Origin of the sequence: Streptomyces sp. NPDC001137, from assembly GCF_040298885.1 — a bacterium.
Classification (GTDB): Bacteria; Actinomycetota; Actinomycetes; order Streptomycetales; family Streptomycetaceae; genus Streptomyces.
This window is the reverse complement of the sequence record NZ_JBEPBA010000004.1, coordinates 150,078-170,104: the sequence shown is the minus strand read 5'-3', so window position 1 is coordinate 170,104 and position 20,027 is coordinate 150,078. Positions and strand designations below refer to the sequence as shown.

The following is a 20,027-nucleotide window of genomic DNA, read 5'->3' as shown; positions in this document are numbered from 1 at the left end:
GATCAGCCTCCGAGCCTCGTCAGACCGTGACCGTGGCGGCCGCCCGGCCCTGCTGCCTGAACCGTGCGTCCAGATCCGCGTCCTCGACCGCGACCACGTCCTCCAGGACGGCGAGCACACGGCCCTGCGGGTCGAGCGCGGTCACCGTGCAGGTGACACCGGTCCGGCCGGGCCGTACGTCCTCGACCGCGATGAGGAAGTCCCCGTCGGACGGCAGCGGCGCATACAGACTCAGCCGTCCGATCTCCATCGGCAGGCAGGCCCGCCCGCGCTGCTCGCGCACCCACACCAGCACGGCCTGCAGCAGCAGATCGGCCAGGACGGGGCTGTGCAGCCGCGTGTGGTAGCCGCCGAGCGCGGGCCGGTCGTCGGTGAGCCGGGCCCGTACGAGGAGCCGCTGCTCGTCGCCGGCCAGCAGCGTGCGCAGTCCGCGCAGGGAGGGCCCGTGGAAGAGCGTGCCGTCGCGGTACAGCCGTGCCGCGTCCTGCCCGGACGCGCCGCGGGCGATCCCCGCCAGGTCGGCGCGGTCGGCGGGCCGCTGCCCGGCCTCTCCCGTGGTCAGCCGGACGCTGTACGCGGGCCGGCTGCGACCGCTGCCGTCCACGGAGGAGGCGAGCACGTCGATGCCCTCGGCGGCGGGTTCGACGGACAGCCGCAGCCGCTGCGGCTGCTGCCCGTCGGGCTCGTCCCAGGCGACGCCCTTGAACACCTTGAACCCGCTCGCCCCGACGACGGTTTCGCCGGTCACCGTCTCGACGGCGTTCGCCAGCGCCCCGAGTGCCGCGGTGGCGGGCAGCACCCGCCGGCCGCCAATGGTGTGGTCGGTCAGCAGCGGCTGCTCGGCGAGGTCGGTCAGGGTCCGGTCCACGACCAGGGGGGTGAGCGCGGAGGCCCGCGCCGCGGGCGGCGCGGACAGCGGGGTGAGCGGACCGGTGACGATCACCGTGTCGTGCCCGTGCCCGCCCGTGAACTGCTCGGCGAACATGCCCGCCCCGGTCGCGAGCGGCACCAGGGCGATCCCGCGTGAGGCGAACATGGCACGCAGGTCGTCGGAGACCATGCCGCCGTCCCAGGCGCCCCAGTTCATCGCGGTGACACGCGCGGAGGGCAGTTCCCGCTTCAGCCGTACGGCGATGCGGTTCAGCGCCTCGTTGGCCATGGCGTAGTCGGACTGGCCGCGGTTGCCGAAGAACCCGGCGACGGAGGAGAAGAACACGAGGTGCCGCAGCTCGGCGATCCCGCGCAGGGCGTCCAGCACATTGCCGAGGCCGGTCAGCTTCGTGCCCAGCACCCGGCGTATCTCGTCCGCCGACTTCTGCGCGATGAGCCGGTCGGCGAGGACACCGGCCCCGTGCACGACACCCGTGACCCGTCCGGCGTACGGCGTCAGTGCGCGGCGCACCTCTCCGGCGTCGGTGATGTCGACGGTGAGGTACTCGACCCGGGCGCCGGTGGCGGTGAGCCGGGCGAGGTTGGCGGCGATCTCCCGGGAGGCGGTGATCTCGCGGAACTCCCCTTCGATGGCCCGTGGATTGGGCTTCTGCCCGCTCTGCGCGGCCCGCCGGGCGATGAGCCCGCGCAGTGCCGGGCCTTCGTGGCCCACGGCCCAGTCGGGCTCCGGCTCGGGCCGGCTGCGGCCGAGCAGCAGCAGTCCGGCGGGCCGGGCGGAGACCAGGGCGTGCAGGCAGTCGGCGGTGATGCCGCGGGCGCCGCCGGTGACGACGAACAGGTCGTCGGAGGACACCTCCGGGACGACCGCCGCGTGTGCCTCGTGCGGCTCGGCCGCGAGTGCGATCGTGCGCCGCCCGGCCGGGTCGTGCGCCACGTCGGTGTGCTCGGCCGACAGGTCGTGGATCTCGCCCAGGAAGCGCGCACCGACGGTGGTGGGGGCCAGCTCCGGCGCGAAGTCGACCGTGCGGGCGAAGAGTTCGGGCACCTCGATCGCGAGGGTCTTCACCAGCCCGCCGACCCCGCCGAGCAGCGGAGAGGCGTCGCCGCCACCGCGGTAGCCGTTCGCCCCGTCGAGCCGGGTGACGGCGACGAAGGCGGCGCGGGTGCCCTGCGCGGCGACCGGCTTCAGCGCGGCCAGGCTGTGCTTGGCGACCAGCAGGCAGTGCTCAAGGCGCCGCACACCCTCGCCCCACTCCTGCCCCGCCGCGGCGGCCATCTGCACGACGAGATCGACCCGCCCGCTCACCAGCGTCCCGGCGAGCTCACTCTCCTCCCAACTCGCCAGCCGCCGCACGGCATCCGCCTCCGGCACGGCACCGTCGACACCGGGCAGCGCGACGATCTCCACCCGCCAGCCGTCCCCACGCAGCGCCCCGGCGAGCGGCCGGGTCAGCGTCGACCCGTCGTCGACGAGAACCGCGGTACGCGCTTCGGCGTACGCGCCGACCAGGGTGTGCGGCGGGGCGATCTCGACGACGTCGGCGTAGGTGCGACCGATGCCGGGGGCCGGTGGGTAGGTGACGGCGAGGGGGGCGGTGGGCGCGGGGGCCGCTGCCTGGGGAGCGGGTTCGCTGGAGACGGCGGACACGGTGGAGGCGAGGAAGCCGGCAATGTCGTCGAGCGTCCGCAACTCGGCGAGCACCTCGGGATCGACGTCCTCCGACACCGGATACGACTCCTGCAACGCCCCCAGAATCTGCACCCGCTTGATCGAGTCGATACCCAGATCGGCCTCGACATCCATCCCGGGCTCCAGCATCTCCACCGGGTAACCCGTCTTCTCCGCCACCGCACCCATCAACGCCTCCATCACACCGGCGGCCACAGACGAGTCGGCAGCAGGCACGGAAGCGGGCTCGGGGTCGGGATCGGGCTGCGCGGGGACGGGCTGCGGGGCGGGCTCGACGGACACGGTGGAGGCGAGGAAGCCGGCGATGTCGTCCAGCGTCCGCAACTCCGCCAGCACCTCGGGATCGACATCCTCCGAGACGGGATACGACTCCTGCAACGCCCCCAGAATCTGCACCCGCTTGATCGAGTCGATGCCCAAGTCGGCCTCGACATCCATCCCGGGCTCCAGCATCTCCACCGGGTAACCCGTCTTCTCCGCCACGGCACCCATCAGCGCCTCCATCACACCGGCGGCCACAGACGAGTCGGCAGCGGGCACGGAAGCGGGCTCGGGGTCGGGATCGGGCTGCGCGGGGACGGGCTGCGGGGCGGACTCGGCGGACACGGTGGAGGCGAGGAAACCGGCGATGTCGTCCAGCGTCCGCAACTCCGCCAGCACCTCGGGATCGACATCCTCCGAGACGGGATACGCCTCCTGCAACGCCCCCAGAATCTGCACCCGCTTGATCGAGTCGATGCCCAAGTCGGCCTCGACATCCATACCCGGCTCCAGCATCTCCACCGGATAGCCGGTCTTCTCCGCCACGGCACCCATCAACGCCTCCATCACCCCAGCGGAGACAGACGAGTTCACGACGGGGGCGGGCTCGGGCTCGGGGTCGGGCTCGGGAAGGTTCACGGTCTCGACCGCTGAAGTGACCGGCTCCGGAGCCGACTCGGCAGGCACCGTGGAGGCCAGGAAGCCGGCGATGTCGTCCAGCGTCCGCAACTCCGCCAGCACCTCGGGATCGACGTCCTCCGACACCGGATACGACTCCTGCAACGCCCCCAGAATCTGCACCCGCTTGATCGAGTCGATGCCCAGATCAGCCTCGACATCCATCCCGGGCTCCAGCATCTCCACCGGGTAACCCGTCTTCTCCGCCACCGCACCCATCAGCGCTTCCATCACACCGGCGGCAATGGCCGCATCGGCGACGGAGACCGGCTCCGGCTCCGGCTCGGCGACAGCCACGGGCTCCGGTTCGACCGGGGCCACGAAAGCGGGCTCGCGTCCAGGCGAAGGCTCTGCTTCGGGCGCAGGCCCGGGTTCGGGCGAAGCCTCGGGTTCGGCCTCCGCCCGTCCCCGCAGCGCGTCCAGCAGCAGTCGGGTGGATCGCTCGTGCGCCGCGCCGATCGTCGCGCTCTGCTCCCGTATGAGCCGCAGCGCGGCATCGGTGTCGGGGTGCCCTCCGGCCCGTACGGACTCCTCCAGGGAGCGGACCGACGCGTGCACCGTGTCCGCGTGGGCGGTGAGGATCTCCGCCTGAAGGGCCAGCCCGTCGCGTACGACGTCCTCGACGCCGTCGGAGCTGCCGGCGCCCGCCGCCAGGGCCAGCGGCTGCGCAATCGCATCGCGGTACGCCGAACGCCGTTCCTGGGTCACGTAGTTGATACCGCGCAGCGGGATGTTCATCCCCTTGCGGGCCGGCAGCTCGGTCCGCGGCTCGACGTGGTCGTCGAAGCCGGTGAGGGGCAGCCCGAGGACCGCGAGTTCGATCGCGGCGCGCTTCAGCGAGACCTCGCTGTCCTTGCTGGGGCCGCCGTCCGCCGCGAGGGTCACGACGTCGGTGCGGCCTTCGAGGATGCGGTCGATCAGGTCCGTCAGGACGCGCTTGGGGCCGAACTCGACGAAGACGCGGAACCCGTCCGCGTACATCTTCTCGATGCCGGAGACGAAGTCGACCGGCTGGAGGAGCTGGTCCACGAGGGTGCGGCGGTTGGCCGCCGCGTCGCTGCCGTACGCCGAGCCGGGGGTGTTGGCGTAGACCGGGATCGTCGGGACGCCCAGCCCCGTCGACTCCACCGCCTGCCGGAAAGCGTCCGCGGCATGGGCGACGAAGCCGGTGTGGAACGCGGCGGAGACCGGCAGCCGCTTGGCCGGGATACGGCGGCCCGAGACGTCGGCGACCAGGCGGTCGATCTCGTCCGTGGGGCCGCCGACGACGATCTGGCCGGGGGCGTTGATGTTGCAGATGGCCACATTGCGGTACGTGGCGACCAGCCCCTGGACGTCGGAGAGGGAGGCGCGGATCGCCGCCATGGCGCCGGGGTCGAAGTCCGCGGGGGCCTGCTCCGGCGGGGCCATGGCGCGGCCGCGGGCGCGGGCCAGGTGGGCGAACCCGTCGTCGTCCAGTGCCCCGGCCGCCCAGAGCGCGGTGAGTTCGCCGAAGCTGTGGCCGATGACGCCGTCGGCGCGGAATCCGAGCCGGTGCAGCCAGGCGTACTGGCCGGAGGCGAGCGCGCCGATGGCGGGCTGGGCGAAGTCGGTGCGGCGCAGGGCCGTTTCCTGCTCGGTGCGGGCGGTGTCGGTGAAGGCGGGCGGCGGGAAGACCGTGCGGGCGAGGGTGTCGGGAGCTTCGGTCAGCCGGTTGGCGCGGTCGAACGCGGCCCGTACGGGCGGCAGCGCGACGGCGGCCCGCCGCCCCATGCCGACGTACTGGCTGCCCTGTCCGGCGAACACGGCCGCCGCCTTGACGGATGTGGGCAGGGCCTGGCGCCGGTAGGTGATGCCCTTGGGGTGCTGCCAGGAGTCGGCGTCGGGGCGGGCGCGCAGCAACTCCACTGCCGTACCGCACAGTTCGGTGAATTCTTCGTCGCTGCGGGCGACGATCCCGATGCGGGCGTCGGAGGCGGGGATCGCACCGGACTCGTCCGGAGCTGCGCCGTTCTCGATGCGCAGGGCGAGCGCCTCGGGTCCCGCCGCGTGCCACAGGCCCCAGCGGACCGTCGGGCCGAGGGACTTGGCTTCCGCGGGCCCCTCGTGCTCCTCCAGCACCATGTGGAAGTTGGTGCCGCCGAAGCCGAAGGAGGAGACGGCGGCGCGGCGCTTGCCGCGTTCCGGGTCCAGCACCCAGGGGCGCGCCTCGGTGTTGACGTAGAAGGGTGTGCTGGTGGGGTCGACCGCCTCGCTCGGTGTCTCGACGTTGATGGTCGGCGGGAGGACCTTCTGGTGCAGGGCGAGGGAGAGTTTGATGAGGCTCGCGGCGCCCGCGGCGGCCTTGGTGTGCCCGATCTGCGACTTGACGCTGCCGATGGCTGCGTAGCCGTGGTCGTCGTTGCCGTCCGCGACGACGGAGGAGAGGGCGGACAGTTCGGTGTGGTCGCCGACGGCCGTGCCCGTGCCGTGCGCCTCGAACAGTTCGATGGAGCCGACGGGTACGCCGCCGTCTTCGTAGGCGCGGCGCAGGGCGAGCTGCTGGCCCTCGGCGCGCGGGGCGTAGATGCTCTTGAAGCGGCCGTCGCTCGAGGTGCCGATGCCGCGCAGGACGGCGTAGATGCGGTCGCCGTCGCGTTCGGCGTCGGCGAGGCGCTTGAGGGCGAGCATGCCGATGCCCTCGCCGATCAGCGTGCCGTCGGCGGACTCGTCGAAGGGGCGGATCTGCTGGGTCTTCGAGAACGCCGGGGTCTTGCTGAAGCACATGTACATGAGGATCGTGTTCTCGGCGTCGCAGCCGCCGGTGATCATCATGTCGGCGCGGCCCTCGATGAGTTCGCTCACCGCGAGTTTGACGGCCGCGAGGGAGCTGGCGCAGGCGGCGTCGACGGTGCAGTTGGTGCCGCCGAGGTCGAAGCGGTTGGCGATCCGGCCGGCCACGACATTGCCGAGCATGCCCGGGAAGGAGTTCTCCTCCCACGGGATGTACGCCTTCTTGAACCGGCTCGCGATCTCCTCGGCGTCCGCCTCGCTCAGGCCGACGCTGCGTACGACCTCCTTGAGCACCGGGGTCTGCAGACGCGCGGAGAGCGGCTGGGTGAGGGAGTTGGCACCGGTGATGCCGAGCACGACCCCGGTGCGGGAGGCGTCGTACCAGCTGCCGTTGTCCGCGCCGGCGTCGCGCAGCACGTCGCGCGCCACCGTGAGGGAGAGCAGCTGGAGGATGTCGGTGACCTCCAGGGTGTTGGGCGGCAGCCCGAACTCCATGGGGTTGAAGGCGATTTCGGGGAGGAATCCGCCGCGGCGGACGTAGGTCTTGTCCTCGGCCGCGGGGTCCGGGTCGTAGTAGTCCGCGGTGTTCCAGTGGCTCTCGGGGACGTCCTCGATGCAGTCCTGGGCGTCCACGATGTTGTGCCAGAACTCGCGCAGGTCGCGCGACTTGGGGAAGAGGCCCGCCAACCCGACGATCGCGATCGGCGTCTCGGCCAGACGTGAGTAGTGCACGATGGTGGTCCTCTCGGGCTTGCGCGTCGCGCGGGTCGTGTGCGGCGGGTGCGTCAAGTGATCTGGTGGCTCAGCCGGTTCGCGAACCGGTGGCGAGGAGGGCGGCGAGGGCGTCCGCGGTCTCCGGTTCGTGGAGCATCGTGTAGTGGTCGCCGGGGACGGCCAGTTGCCGCAGCGGGCGGCCGCTGAGGCCGCTCCAGCCGAGGTCGGGGCTGTCGGGCAGGAGCGAGCGCTCCGGCTTGACGACGGTGACGGTGCGGTCGAGGGGGGCGGGCAGATATCCGGCGGTGCACCGGTTGTTGCGGACGAGTCCGGTGTGGAACGCGGTGTACAGCTTGCGCAGTCCCGCCGGTTCGGTGCCGTCCTGAAGCACTCCCTGTGCGACCGCCGCCGCGAGCAGGACGTCCAGACCGTCCTCCTCGCCGAGACCGTCCAGAGCCGCCGGTTCCAGGGTGAGGCGGCGGCCGCGCTTGGCGCCCAGGTACATCGCGAACCAGGTGAGCAGCATGTCCGGCCGGAGCAGTTCGTCCGGCCGCTGGAAGGCGGGTACGGGGGCGATCGAGTCGAGGACGACGAGGTCCTCGACGCGGTCGCCGAGCCCCTGGGCGTCGAGACGGGCGGCGATCTCGTAGGCCACCACTCCCCCGAACGACCAGCCGGCGAGGGTGAACGGCCGGTCGGTGAGTCCGGCGGCGGTCAGTTCCCCCAGGCAGCGCCGGGCGAGTTCCCGGACGCCGATGACGGACAGCGTCGGGACGAGGGCCGCCGCGAAGTACTCCGGGACGTTGCCCAGGTCGCACAGGTGCAGTGCGTGGTCCTCGGGCAGCCGTGCCGCGACCGGCTGCCAGGCGGTTGCGGGCAGCGCGCCCGGATGGACGGCGACGACCGGCCGCGCGGCCGGATCCACCGGCCCGAGCGTCGTCAGCAGCGGGCGCGCCGCGCCGGGTCGGCGTGGGGTGGCCGGGTCAGGCCGCGGCGACATGACGGTCGCTCTCCTCGGCGATGTGCTCGGACAGGGCGGCGATCGTCGGGTGGTACCAGAGGGCCGTGGCCTCCAGTTCGAAGCCGAGCCACTTCTCCAGCTCGCCCGCGAGGATCAGCGCCTCCGTCGAGTCGAGGTCGAACTCGTCGAAGTAGCGCTCGACGTCGATCTGCTCCTGGCCGACCCCGAGCCGGATCGCCAGCTTCTCGACCAGCCAGGCCTGTGCTTCTTCGGCGGTGACACGCTGCATGGGGTTCCCCTTGTCCGTTCGTGCCGTGCGGTTCAGTGACGGGTCTTGATCTCGCGGGCGACGGCTTCGGCCGCCTTGCGCCCGGAGACGAATCCGGCCTCGTGGGAGCCGATGAGGTCGACGCCGATGCGCGGGGCGTGGAAGTAGGAGCCGGCCAGCTTGATCCGGCCGCCGGGCGCGTTGACGTCGTAGATCGTGCGCTGCATGGCACGCACCTCCAGGTCGATGACCGGGTGGGTGAACGGCAGCTCACGGACGACGAGTTCGTCGCGCGGGACGATCGGCGAGTCGAGGGTGACGAAGTAGTCGTGCTCGGCGGTGAAGCCCTGCAGGGAGTTCATGTAGTAGGCGACCCAGGTGCGGGGGCGGCCGTCCACGGTCTTCAGTCCGTAGTTCCAGCTCTGCCAGCGGTCCCGGTTCGGCGGCATGCTCGACGGGTCGGTGTGCAGGATCGCCCGGGTGGCGCTGTAGCGGACCTTGCCGAGGATCTGCGCCTGGAGCGGGGTCGGCTGTTCCAGCACGGCGAGGGTCTGGTCGGCGTGCGCGGCGAGGACGGCGTAGTCGTAGCGCTCCTCGCCGGCCGCGGTGCCGATGACGACTTCGTCCCCGTCCTCCCGTACCCGGGTCACCTCGGCGCCGGTGCGGACCTTGCCGTTGACGCCGGCGACGACGCGGCGGACGTACTCGATGCTGCCGCCCGACACGGTCTTCCAGGCGACCGAGCGGCCGCCGAGGCCGCCGGGGTCGTGGGACATGAAGAAGGCGATCACCGTGGTCGCGGGCATCTCCCAGATCAGCTCGGCGGGCACCGACCAGACGGCGGTGGCGAGCAGCACGACATAGCCGTACTTGAAGGCGTCGCTGTAGCCAGCGCGGTCCAGGTAGTCGCCGAGGGAGAGGTCGGTGCGCTTGCGCAGGAAGTCCTTCGGGGCCTCGCGGTGGAAGCGCTCCGCGTCGCGCCACAGGGGCAGGAAGTCGGCCGGGTAGCGGGCGGCGATCTCGTCCTCGGAGAGCTCGAACTCGGCGGTGCCGTAGTCGAGTCCGCGGTCGAGGTCGAAGAAGTCGAAGCCGCCGGTGTGGTCGAGGGCGCGCGCGCCGAGCTTCTCGAAGAAGGCGGTGAGTTCGGGGTAGGTCCGCGCGTTGAAGACCACGAACGCCGTGTCGACGCCGATGGTGCGGCCGCCCTCGTCGACCTCCACGGTGTGGGCGTGGCCGCCGGGGCGGTCCTGGCTCTCGTACACGGTGACTTCGACGTCGTCCGGCAGGTGGTGGGCGGCGGAGAGTCCGGAGATCCCGGCTCCGACGACAGCGACACGGGTGGTCATGGCAGGGCTGCACCTCGGCTCGAACAGTTCTCGGGAACGGTCACGGTGAGGCGCAGAGGGCTGATACCTCTGAAAGGGGTCGCGGTCCGCGAGTTGCCCGTCGGACGGCGCACAAGAACCGTAGGCCGGGCCGGAAATCGGGGTCAATCGGCCCATCGGCGCCCGGATTTCCGCTATCGAAGGCTCCGATGGCGCGGATTGCGGACTGTCCGGATCCGGTCGTACGGGGCTCCGTGGGCGCGATTGCGCCACACGTTCCGTGCGCTCGACTGCACGCAGTGCGGCGGGATTCACCCCTGCGGGGGTGTACGGAATCCGGCGCTCACGGACTCTTGTGAATGACCGACGAACCGACCGCCTGCTCCCGCACGGCCTTCCCGACCGCTCAGCCGAGGAGACCTTTCATGCCGACGATTCCCTGGATGCCCGGCACCGCCGAGGACGGCACCGAGCCCTCCGGCCCGCCGCTGGTCATGGCCTCCCGGCTGGAGCTGCGCTCGCTGCTGGGCGTGCCCAGGTTCTTCCTGCTGTCCCTGGTGATATTCCAGCAGGTCCGCAGCTCGCCCGGGCTGCTGGGTGCGTCGTTGAAGGCGGAGCCACTGAAGAGGACGTTCTGGACGCTGTCGGCCTGGCGGGACCAGGAGGCGCTGAACACCTTCTCCGCGACCGATCCGCATGCGCGGAGCGTGCGCGGGCTGCGCCCCGGGATGAAGGGCTCGGTGTTCGTGTTCTGGAACACCGAGCGCGACCAGCTGCCGATCACCTGGGACGAGGCGCAGCGCCGCCTCGCCGAGCAGGCCGAGCGGGAGGCGCAGGCGACATGAGCACGGGCGCACCGCTCAACACGGGCCCGTCCCTGACAACGGACGCGCCGCCGACGCCAGTTGTCCCGCACGGCCGTCTCGTCCTCCTCGCCGCCTGCCTCGGCCTGTTCATGTCGTTCATCGAGGTGACCGCGGCCATCTCCACACTGCGGGCGCTCCAGGTCGACATGCAGGTGGCGCCCGCCGACCTGAGCTGGGTGTCCAGCACGTACACGCTTGTCGTCGCGGCCTGCGTCCTGTCGGGCGGGGCGCTGGGCGAACGGTTCGGGCGGCGCCGGGTGTTCCTCACCGGCACGGTGCTGATCGCGGCCGGTTCCCTGGTCGTGGCGTCGGCGCAGAGCTATCCGCAGGTCCTGATAGGGCGCGGTGTCAGCGGACTGGGCGGCGCCCTGGTCCTGCCCACGTCCCTCGCCCTGATCACCACCACGTTCTTCGTCGACCTGCCGCGCATGCTGCGCTACATAGCCGTGTGGGTGTCGGTCTCGGGCGTCGGTCTGGCCGTGGGTCCGTTGCTGGGCGGCACCCTGCTGCAGACGTGGAACTGGCGGGCGGTCTACCTGGTGAACACACCGCTCGCGGTGATCACCATCGCGGTGACGCTGAGGGCGGTCTCCGAGTCCCGGGTCCCGGACCGTCCCCTCGACCTGGCCGGCCAGTTCTGGGCCGTGCTCGGCCTGTCCACGCTGGTCTACGGAATCGCGGTGGGCGGCCGGGCGGGGTACGACGACCCGGTGGTGCTCACCGTGCTCGCGGTGGCCGCCCTCTCCCTCACCGCGCTGGTCCTCACCGAGCGCCGCAGGGCGGTGCCGATGCTGGACGTCCGCATGATGGCCAACGCCCGCTACACGGCGGCGTTGTGCGTCGCTGCGGCCGCCCTGTTCGTGTTCGTCGGCGTGGTCTTCCTGGAGGTCCTCTTCCTGCAACGGGTGCGCGCCTTCGGCCCCTTGGACACCGGCATACGGCTGCTGCCCGCGATGCTCGCGTTCGTGGCGGCGACGGCCGTGGCGCAGCGCCTGGCGGGACGGGTCCGCGCGGGCCGGCTGCTGGCGGCGGGCTCGCTCGTCACCACCGCTGCCGCTCTGGTGCTGCTGGGTCAGCAGCCGGACGGTTCCTATGGGGTCACCGCGCTGGGGCTGGTGCTCGCCGGGCTGGGCAGCGGTCTGGTGGTCGCTCCGTCCACGGCGGCCGCCTTCGAAGTGGTCGAGGGCCCGCAGATGGGCGCGGCCTCCTCGGCCGTGACGGCCTTCCGCCAGGTCGGCTCGGTCCTGGCGACGGCGATCCTCGGCGCCGTCCTCGCCGTCCGCTTCCTCGGCACCCTTCCCGACCGCCTCGCCGCCCACCATCTGCCGGCGCCGGTCATCGACCAGGTCGTCTCGGTCGCCCGCAGCGGAGGCAGGTCCGCCGGCCGCTCGTCACCGCAGATCACGGGCGCGGTCGGGGACGCGTTCACGGCGGGCGTGCACAGCGCGCTGTGGGTGGTGGCGGGGGTGTCGTTCGGTGCGGCTGTTCTGGCCTGGGCGCTGCTGGCGCGAAGGTCCCCCCAGGGGGAGTGAGGGCCGCTCCCCGCGGAACGGACAAGTGCCCTTTCCCGCACCGCACGTGCTCTCTTCACGCACTGTGTGGGCCATCTCTCCCCGGAGTGAAAGCAGCAGGTCACAGCGGGCGTAAGGCTGCCCGGACCACCCCGGACGGCCCACCCGAGTGGCCGATCAGCCGTCCCGAACCTAGCGTCGTACTAAAATTTCCGGCTTGTTACGGAGCTGGACCCGGACAACCCCAGGCAGACCTGCGGGCCCGCCAGCGCCCCGGAGGCTTCCGGGATCGAGACGCGAGGACCGGATGGCAGCCATTGACGAGAGCAGCGCTCTCGGCCTGCTCGACGATGAGCTCAGCGCAGAGATCCACCAGCAGTTCGGTGACACCGCACGTTTCTCCGGAGGTCAGGCGGCCTCCCCGCGCACGCTCGTCGACATCTTCGACGCTTCCGTGCGGTCCTACCCGGACGAGCTCGCCCTGGACGACGGCACCACCCGTCTCAGCTACCGGGCGCTGGCCGCCGAGGTGGAGCAGCTGCGCCGGCGCCTCGCGGCGGCCGGGGTCGGGCTCGGGGACCGCGTGGGTGTGCGGGTCCCCTCCGGCACCAATGACCTGTACGTCGCGATCCTCGCCGTTCTCGCCGCCGGTGCCGCCTATGTCCCCGTGGACGCCGAGGACCCGGACGAGCGGGCCGAGTTGGTGTTCGGGGAGGCGGAGGTCCGGGCGGTCGTCGGCGCCGGGCACGAGCTGACCGTCACCGGACGCAGCGACGTCCCCGCCGCCCGGCCCGGTGCCGAGCACGACGCGTGGATCATCTTCACGTCCGGTTCCACCGGGAAGCCCAAGGGTGTCGCGGTCAGCCACCGCAGCGCCGCCGCGTTCGTGGACGCCGAGGCCGCGCTGTTCCTCACCGACGACCCCATCGGTCCTGGTGACAGGGTCATGGCGGGTCTGTCGGTCGCCTTCGACGCGTCCTGCGAGGAGATGTGGCTGGCCTGGCGCTACGGCGCCTGTCTGGTGCCGGTGCCGCGTTCGCAGGTCCGCAGCGGCGCCGACCTGGGGCCCTGGCTGGTCGAGCAGGAGATCACCGTGGTGTCCACGGTCCCGACCCTCGCCGCGCTGTGGGAGCCCGAGACCCTCAACGACGTCCGCCTGCTGATCTTCGGCGGCGAGGCCTGCCCGCCCGAGCTGGTGCAGCGGCTGGTGACGGAGGGGCGCGAGGTCTGGAACACCTACGGTCCGACCGAGGCCACCGTGGTCGCCTGTGCCTCGCTGATGTCCGGCGAGGAGCCGATCCGTATCGGGCTGCCGCTCGACGGCTGGGAGCTTGCCGTCGTCGACGAGACCGGGGAGCCCGTCCCGATGGGCGGCAGCGGTCAGCTGGTGATCGGCGGGGTCGGGCTCGCACGCTATCTCGACGCCGAGAAGGACGCGGAGAAGTACGCGCCGCTGGAGTCCCTCGGCTGGGAGCGGGCCTACCGCAGCGGTGACCTGGTCAAGGCCGAGCCGGAGGGGCTGGTCTTCCTCGGGCGGGCCGACGAGCAGATCAAGCTCGGCGGACGCCGGATCGAGCTGGGCGAGGTGGACGCCGCGCTGCAGGCGCTGCCCGGAGTCGCGGGTGCGGCCGCCGCGGTGCGTACCGCACGCAGCGGCAACCAGCTCCTCGTCGGCTATGTCGTCATCCAGGAGGGCTGGGACCAGGCCGCCGCCGTCGAGAAGCTGCGGGCCGAGCTGCCCGCCGCGCTCGTGCCGCTGCTCGCACCGGTCACGGACCTGCCCACCCGCACGTCCGGCAAGGTCGACCGCAACGCGCTGCCCTGGCCCCTGGAGGGCCTGGAGACCGGCGGTCCGGCCGAGCAGCTCTACGGCACCGAGGCGTGGCTGGCCGAGCAGTGGACGGAGGTCCTCGGCATCCCGGTCACCAGCGCCCGCGACGACTTCTTCGCGATCGGCGGCAACAGTCTGGCCGCCGCCCAGCTGACGACGAAGCTGCGCACCCGCTACCCGAGCGCCGCCGTCCTCGACATCTACCAGCAGCCCACCCTGCGCAAGCTGGCCCGGCACCTGGAGAAGTCGGCGCAGGACGACGCCGGCCGGCGCACGATCGCCCCGGTGCCGACCCGTGCCAAGGTGATCCAGCTGCTGCTCCTGGTGCCGCTGTTCACGCTGCTCGGCCTGCGCTGGACGGTGGCCCTGGTGGCGGCCGGGAACCTGCTGCCCGGCTACTCCTGGCTGCCGACCGCTCCCTGGTGGCTGGTCGCGGCCGGCGCGGTGCTGCTGTTCAGCCCGCCCGGCAGGCTCGCGATCGCCGCGGGCGGCGCGCGACTGCTGCTGCGGGGCGTCGAACCCGGCCGGTACGCGCGCGGCGGCAGCGTCCATCTGCGCCTGTGGACCGCCGAGCGGCTGGCCGAGTTCAGCGGGGCGACCTCGCTGACCGGCTCCTGGCTGGAGCGGTACGCGCGGGCGCTGGGCGCCAAGGTCGGCCAGGACGTCGACCTGCACTCGCTGCCGCCGGTCACCGGCCTGCTCAAGCTGGGCCGGGGCGCGGCCGTGGAGTCCGAGGTCGACCTGTCGGGCTGGTGGCTGGACGGCGACCGGCTGGAGATCGGCCAGGTCAAGGTGGGTGCGCACGCCACCGTCGGCACCCGCAGCATGCTCTTCCCGGGCGCCCGCGTCGGCAAGCGGGCCGAGGTGGCCCCCGGCTCGGCCGTCACCGGCCAGATCCCCACCGGCCAGCGCTGGGCCGGTGCGCCCGCGGTCAAGCTCGGCAAGGCCAAGCGGAACTGGCCCAAGGAGCGCCCGCAGCGCGGCACGTACTGGCGCGTGATGTACGGCCTGACCGGCCTCGTGCTGTCCGCGCTGCCGCTGCTGGCGGGCGCCGCCGCGTTCCTCGTCGCGTACGCGTTCATCGACGCGGACGCGCCCCTGCGCGGCGCCGCGCTCGCCCTGGTCCCCGCCACCCTGGCGTTCGGGCTGGCGTACGCCCTGCTGATCCTCGTCGCCGTACGGCTGCTGAGTCTGGGCCTGCGCGAGGGCACGCACCCCACGCACAGCCGGATCGGCTGGCAGGCCTGGACGGTCACGCAGCTGATGGACCGCTCCCGCGAGACCCTGTTCCCGCTGTACGCCGGGCTGGCCACGCCGGTCTGGCTGCGGCTGCTCGGAATGAAGATCGGGCGCGGCGCCGAGGTGTCCACCGTGCTGGCCCTGCCCAGCCTCACGACCGTCGGTGAGGGCGCGTTCCTGGCCGACGACACGCTGACCGCGCCGTACGAGCTCGGTGGCGGCTGGATGCGGATCGGGCGCGCGGAGATCGGGCGGCGGGCCTTCCTCGGGAACTCCGGGATGACCGCACCGGGCCGGAGCGTGCCGGACGGCGGACTGGTGGGCGTGCTGTCCGCGACGCCGAAGAAGGCGAAGAAGGGCAGCTCCTATCTGGGGCTGCCGCCGGTGAAGCTGCCGCGGAACGCCGAGACGGGCGACCAGAGCCGGACCTATGACCCGCCGGCCCGGCTGCTGTGGGCGCGCGGTCTGGTGGAGCTGTGCCGGATCGTGCCGGTGTTCTGCTCGGCCGGCCTGGCCGTGCTGACGGTGGCTGCGCTGTGCCTGCTCGGGCCCTGGGCTCCCCTGCTGTCCGGGCTGGTGCTGCTCACCACGGGTGCCGCGGCCGCGGTCGTGTCGTTCGTCGCCAAGTGGCTGCTCGTCGGGCGGCACCGCGCCGGTGAGCACCCCCTGTGGAGCGGCTTCGTGTGGCGCAACGAGCTCGCGGACACCTTCGTCGAGGTCGTGGCCGTGCCCTGGCTGGCCGGTTCGGTGCCCGGGACCCCGCTGATGACCGCGTGGCTGCGCGGCCTGGGCGCCAAGATCGGCAAGGGCGTGTGGGTGGAGAGCTACTGGCTGCCCGAGACCGACCTGGTGACCCTGGAGGACGCGGCGACCGTGAACCGTGGCTGCGTGCTGCAGACGCACCTCTTCCACGACCGGATCTTGCGGACGGATACTGTTGTACTCCGTGAGGGCGCCACGCTGGGCCCTGGCGGGATCGTGCTGCCCGGCAGCACGATCGGGGCCCGCACCACCCTGGGTCCCGCGTCGCTCGTCATGGCCGCGGAGTCCGTCCCGGACGACACCCGCTGGCTCGGCAACCCGATCGAGGCATGGCGTCCCTGAGCGCGGGCCACTCGGAGTCGGTGAGCGGTGTACCGGCGGATCGGAGTGGCACGACGGCGCAGGGAGCAGAAGCGGCAGTGGCAGTTCAGCAGACGGCGGGTTCGGACCCGTACTTCCCCGAGCACGGTGACGCGCGTTACCGCGTGCACCGGTACGAGCTCACGCTGGACTACCGCCCGGGTCCGAACCGCCTGGCGGGCGCGGCCCGGATCAACGCCATCGCGGGCCGCTCGCCGCTGACCGAATTCACCCTCAACCTCTCCGACTTCAAGATCGGCCGGGTCCGGGTCGACGGCCGCCAGCCGCACTACACGCATCGCGGCGGCCGCCTGCGCATCCGCCCCGCCAAGCCGGTCCGGGCCGGTGCCGCGTTCACCGTCGAGGTGCACTGGTCGGGCAACCCCAAGCCGGTCCCCAGCCCCTGGGGCGGGCTCGGCTGGGAGGAGCTGGAGGACGGGGCGCTGGTGGCGAGCCAGCCGATCGGGGCGCCGTCCTGGTACCCGTGCAACGACCGGCCCGCCGACAAGGCCGCGTACCAGATCTCGATCACCACGCCGTCCGCGTACGCGGTGGTGGCGGGCGGGCGGCTGCTGACCCGCACCACGAAGGCGTCCACGACGACCTGGGTGTACGAGCAGTCCGCGCCCACGTCGAGCTATCTGGTGGGACTCGCGATCGGCAAGTACCAGACGGTGCTCCTGGGCGACCCGGGGCCGGGCGGAGTGCCGCAGCACGGGCACATCCCGGCGCATCTGCTGCCGGAGTTCTCACGGGACTTCGCGCGGCAGCCGCAGATGATGGACCTGTTCCAGGAGCTGTTCGGGCCGTACCCCTTCGGCGAGTACGCGGTCGTCGTGACCGACGAGGAACTCGATGTCCCCGTCGAGGCACAGGGGTTGTCGCTGTTCGGCGCCAACCACGTGGACGGGGCGCGGGGTTCGGAGCGGCTGGTCGCGCACGAGCTGGCGCACCAGTGGTTCGGCAACAGCGTCTCCATCGCCGACTGGCGGCACATATGGCTGAACGAGGGCTTCGCCAAGTACGCCGAGTGGCTGTGGTCGGAGCGCTCGGGCGGGCGCAGCGCCCAGCAACTCGCCGCCGCCGCACACCGGTTGCTGTCCTCGCAGCCGCAGGATCTCCGGCTGGCCGACCCGGGCCGCAAGTCGATGTTCGACGACCGGCTCTACGAGCGCGGCGGCCTGACCGTGCACGCGGTGCGCTGCGCGATGGGCGACGACGCCTTCTTCCGGATGCTGCGCGGCTGGGCGGGGCTGCACCGCGGCGGGGCGGTGACGACCACTACGTTCACCGCCCATGTCGGCCGGTACGCGGACGAGCCGCTGGACGACCTGTTCGAGGCCTGGGTGTACGGCACGGCGCTGCCGCCCCTGCCCGCGCAGATCCCGGCGCGTCCGGCGCACCCGCCCACCAACGCCGAGTCGGCGTAGGCGGGCGGGCCACCGGAGTCGCAGGTTCTCAGGTCGCCGGCACCTTCAGCTTGTCCCAGCTGACCTTGCCCGGGATGCCGTCCGCGTCCCTGCCCTTGAAGCCCAGTTTGCGCTGCCAGGCCCGGTAGGACTCGCGGTCGGCGTCGGTCCACTCGGGGCTCGGCCCCTCCTCGTAGTGGCCGCAGCCCTCGGCGACCAGGCGCCTGCCCATGGCCGTGATGAGCGCGGACTTCTGTCCGTCGTGGAAGAAGCCGGCGCCCGGGAACGGCGCGTACGACGGCTTCGAGGGAGTGGGCTTCGGGTCCGGGTCGGGCGCCGGGGACCGGCCGGCCAGCCGATCGGCGATCCGCTTGCGCATCCCGTCCATGGTGAACCCGCGCGGGTCCTGCTTGCCCGGCTGCCACTCCTTGTGCCCGATGACCGAGGCCGCGCTCCAGCCGTGGTGGCGGCAGATCGCGGCGGACACCTTCTCGATGGCCTCCTTCTGCGCCTCGGGCCAGGGGTCCCTGCCGTCGCCGAGGTTGATGCACTCGAAGCCGTAGAAGTGCCGGTTGCCGTCGGTGTCGGCCTCGTTGTCGTGCGGCAGCTTCGACTCGTTGACGACGGCGCGCAGTACGTCGCTGTCGCCCAACCCGGCATGATTCGCACGGCCGTTGCCGACGAGGTGGATCTCGCCCTTCTTGTCGATGACACCGTGACAGAGGGGGCCGGGCAGGCCCGAGTAGCCGTTGTAGCAGATGTTCACGGAGGCCTCGGTCCCCGAGGTGACGGTGTGGTGGATCATCACGCCGTTCACCGGGCCCCAAGGGCCCTTCGTATTGCGGTTGTGGGTACGCCAGTTGCGCACCTCGTGGACCGTCAGGCCCTCCGCACGCAGGATCTCCAGCAGCTTGGATGCGCTCAGGGGTGTGGCCATCACTCGTCTCCGTCCACGGCTGCCTCCGCTTCCGCTGTGGTCTGCGACCTCCCGTGCGAGGGGTCCTCGGCGGCCAGCTCCTCACGCCGTGCCCGTTCCTCCGCCGCGAGCGTCGCCTCGTCCGCGGCCGGGATGCTGCTGGCCAGCGGTCCGAACGCCAGCCGCAGGTCGACGGCGCTCTCCTCGCCCTTGACCAGGGCCAGCGGCGCGAAGTGGCGGGTGATGCCGACGGGACGCCGGAGCAGCGGGCGGCGCGCCGGGTCGGCCGGCCATTCGACGCCGCCGGTGGCGGTGCGGGCCGGGATCAGCCAGTGGTCGCCGGTGCGATAGCTGCCGCCCTCGGCGAAGTACACCTCGACGCCGTCCTCCAGGGGCAGCCACTCCCCCTCCGCGACGGGCACGGCTCCGCCCTTCAGCGCCGCCGTGCGGCCCTTGCGCCTGGGGCCCTCGCGGTGGTCCCAGCGGCGCAGGAAGGGGTTGAGCCCGGGCAGCCGACCGACACCCGGTTCGGGCTCGGCGGAAAGCCGCACCCGACGCCCGGGCAGGTCCAGCTCCTCGACCCGCAGCAGGGGCAGGGCCTCCAGCCGGGAGGAGTACGCCGTGTCGGTGAACTCGACGTGGTCGCCGACGTCCAGGTCCAGTTTGTCGTCGTAGCCCAGGGACGCCAACTGCACCCACGTACCGTCGAGTTCGTCGACCGGGAAGACCACGGACCCGTTCTCCCGAGACCACTTGAAGGTGGCGTCCTTCGCCCCGCCGCCCGCGTGCACCTCGACCCGGTAGAGCTGGTTCTCCGCTCCGCGGTAGCGGGCGTCGGGCCCGACCAGGCAGGGGTCCTCGTCGGCGTGGTCGGGCCGCCGGCTGCGGGCGGCCAGGCGGCCACTCGACAGCGACTGGCGCTTCGCCCACTTCTCGAAGGCCGCACGCACCACCTCCTTCGACGGGTCGGCGTCCTCGATCGCCAGTTCGGCGAGGGACAGCGGCAGCACCTGCCAGACCACCTTCACCCGGGCCGCGGTGTCCGGCATCGCGGCCCCCAGGGCGACCTCCCGCAGAGCGGGGTCCTCGGCCGCGTTCACCGAGCGCTCCCAGACGTTCAGGTAGACCACGAATGGCGACTGCGCGGGCGAGGGCAGCCGGTCGCCGGGCTTCTCCGGGTCGCGGAAGGCATCGGGCTGGTCCCAGTACGTCCAGTACGAGGGCGGGGTCGCCGGGTCCTGCTCGTCCGCCTCCTCGTCGGGTACGGGCACTCCGGGTGCGGGCCGGTCGGCGTCGAGCAGGATGCCGTCGACGTAGTAGCGGCCGCCGTGGATGTACAGCGTGTCGATGTCGTGCTTGCCGCCCACGTACTCGATGCGGAAGCCCGCCGCGTCGCGGGGCCCGCCGTAGCGGCCGATCAGGTCGGCGGCGAGGGTGCGGGCCTGGTGGAGCTGGATCGCGGTCTGCTCGTTGGTGTCGGCGTCGAGCTGGACGCGGCCCTGCTGGGCGACGACCGCGGAGTAGTGCCGCTCCGGCCGGAAGGTGAGACGGGAGAGATCAGCGTGCATGAAGGGGGTCCCCCTGGTTCAGGATT

The 20,027-nt window shown here is 72.2% G+C and carries 10 protein-coding genes; 4 read left to right on the top strand and 6 right to left on the bottom strand.

The genetic code is table 11. From position 1 onward, the window contains the following. Positions 1-19: 19 nt before the first annotated feature. The 4 genes from ABT254_RS09365 to ABT254_RS09350 all read right to left on the bottom strand — a co-directional run bounded on the left by ABT254_RS09365 (position 20) and on the right by ABT254_RS09350 (position 9,560). Positions 20-7,003, bottom strand: a complete 6,984-nt coding sequence (locus ABT254_RS09365; RefSeq protein ID WP_351465996.1) for an SDR family NAD(P)-dependent oxidoreductase — start codon at positions 7,001-7,003, stop codon at positions 20-22. Between the two features lie 70 nt (positions 7,004-7,073). Continuing rightward, entirely contained in the window at positions 7,074-7,985 is a 912-nt protein-coding gene (locus ABT254_RS09360; RefSeq protein ID WP_351465993.1) for a thioesterase domain-containing protein, read from the bottom strand. Beyond that, entirely contained in the window at positions 7,969-8,235 is a 267-nt protein-coding gene (locus ABT254_RS09355; protein WP_123964082.1) for an acyl carrier protein, read from the bottom strand. The genes ABT254_RS09360 and ABT254_RS09355 overlap by 17 nt, the downstream gene beginning before the upstream one ends. A gap of 32 nt (positions 8,236-8,267) precedes the next feature. Then, entirely contained in the window at positions 8,268-9,560 is a 1,293-nt protein-coding gene (locus tag ABT254_RS09350) for an NAD(P)/FAD-dependent oxidoreductase (protein ID WP_351465990.1), read from the bottom strand. Positions 9,561-9,964: 404 nt separating this feature from the next. Between ABT254_RS09350 and ABT254_RS09345 the strand changes: the two genes are divergently transcribed. The 4 genes from ABT254_RS09345 to ABT254_RS09330 all read left to right on the top strand — a co-directional run bounded on the left by ABT254_RS09345 (position 9,965) and on the right by ABT254_RS09330 (position 17,538). Continuing rightward, positions 9,965-10,384: a DUF3291 domain-containing protein gene (locus ABT254_RS09345; protein ID WP_351465988.1), complete on the top strand. Its 420-nt coding sequence runs from the start codon at positions 9,965-9,967 to the stop codon at positions 10,382-10,384. Continuing rightward, positions 10,381-11,937 (top strand): MFS transporter, encoded by a 1,557-nt coding sequence (locus ABT254_RS09340; RefSeq protein ID WP_351465985.1) that lies wholly within the window; start codon positions 10,381-10,383, stop codon positions 11,935-11,937. The genes ABT254_RS09345 and ABT254_RS09340 overlap by 4 nt, the downstream gene beginning before the upstream one ends. 286 nt (positions 11,938-12,223) lie before the next feature. Further along, positions 12,224-16,090 (top strand): Pls/PosA family non-ribosomal peptide synthetase, encoded by a 3,867-nt coding sequence (locus ABT254_RS09335; protein WP_351465982.1) that lies wholly within the window; start codon positions 12,224-12,226, stop codon positions 16,088-16,090. 77 nt (positions 16,091-16,167) lie between these two features. Beyond that, positions 16,168-17,538: a M1 family metallopeptidase gene (locus tag ABT254_RS09330; protein WP_351465979.1), complete on the top strand. Its 1,371-nt coding sequence runs from the start codon at positions 16,168-16,170 to the stop codon at positions 17,536-17,538. A gap of 28 nt (positions 17,539-17,566) precedes the next feature. Here ABT254_RS09330 and ABT254_RS09325 read toward each other — a convergent pair whose 3' ends face one another. Both ABT254_RS09325 and ABT254_RS09320 read right to left on the bottom strand, forming a co-directional pair. Further along, positions 17,567-18,454, bottom strand: a complete 888-nt coding sequence (locus ABT254_RS09325) for a peptidoglycan-binding protein (RefSeq protein ID WP_351465977.1) — start codon at positions 18,452-18,454, stop codon at positions 17,567-17,569. After that, entirely contained in the window at positions 18,454-20,001 is a 1,548-nt protein-coding gene (locus ABT254_RS09320) for a DUF6519 domain-containing protein (RefSeq protein WP_351465975.1), read from the bottom strand. Before ABT254_RS09320 ends, ABT254_RS09325 begins: the two co-directional genes overlap by 1 nt. Positions 20,002-20,027: the final 26 nt, after the last annotated feature.

Excerpts from the sequence above, each read along its gene's own strand:
- ABT254_RS09360 (WP_351465993.1), bottom strand. The coding sequence starts at position 7,985 with ATGTCGCCGCGGCCTGACCCGGCCACCCCACGCCGACCCGGCGCGGCG.
- ABT254_RS09340 (WP_351465985.1), top strand. The coding sequence starts at position 10,381 with ATGAGCACGGGCGCACCGCTCAACACGGGCCCGTCCCTGACAACGGAC.
- ABT254_RS09325 (WP_351465977.1), bottom strand. The coding sequence starts at position 18,454 with ATGGCCACACCCCTGAGCGCATCCAAGCTGCTGGAGATCCTGCGTGCG.
- ABT254_RS09335 (WP_351465982.1), top strand. The coding sequence starts at position 12,224 with ATGGCAGCCATTGACGAGAGCAGCGCTCTCGGCCTGCTCGACGATGAG.
- ABT254_RS09350 (WP_351465990.1), bottom strand. The coding sequence starts at position 9,560 with ATGACCACCCGTGTCGCTGTCGTCGGAGCCGGGATCTCCGGACTCTCC.
- ABT254_RS09320 (WP_351465975.1), bottom strand. The coding sequence starts at position 20,001 with ATGCACGCTGATCTCTCCCGTCTCACCTTCCGGCCGGAGCGGCACTAC.
- ABT254_RS09345 (WP_351465988.1), top strand. The coding sequence starts at position 9,965 with ATGCCGACGATTCCCTGGATGCCCGGCACCGCCGAGGACGGCACCGAG.
- ABT254_RS09355 (WP_123964082.1), bottom strand. The coding sequence starts at position 8,235 with ATGCAGCGTGTCACCGCCGAAGAAGCACAGGCCTGGCTGGTCGAGAAG.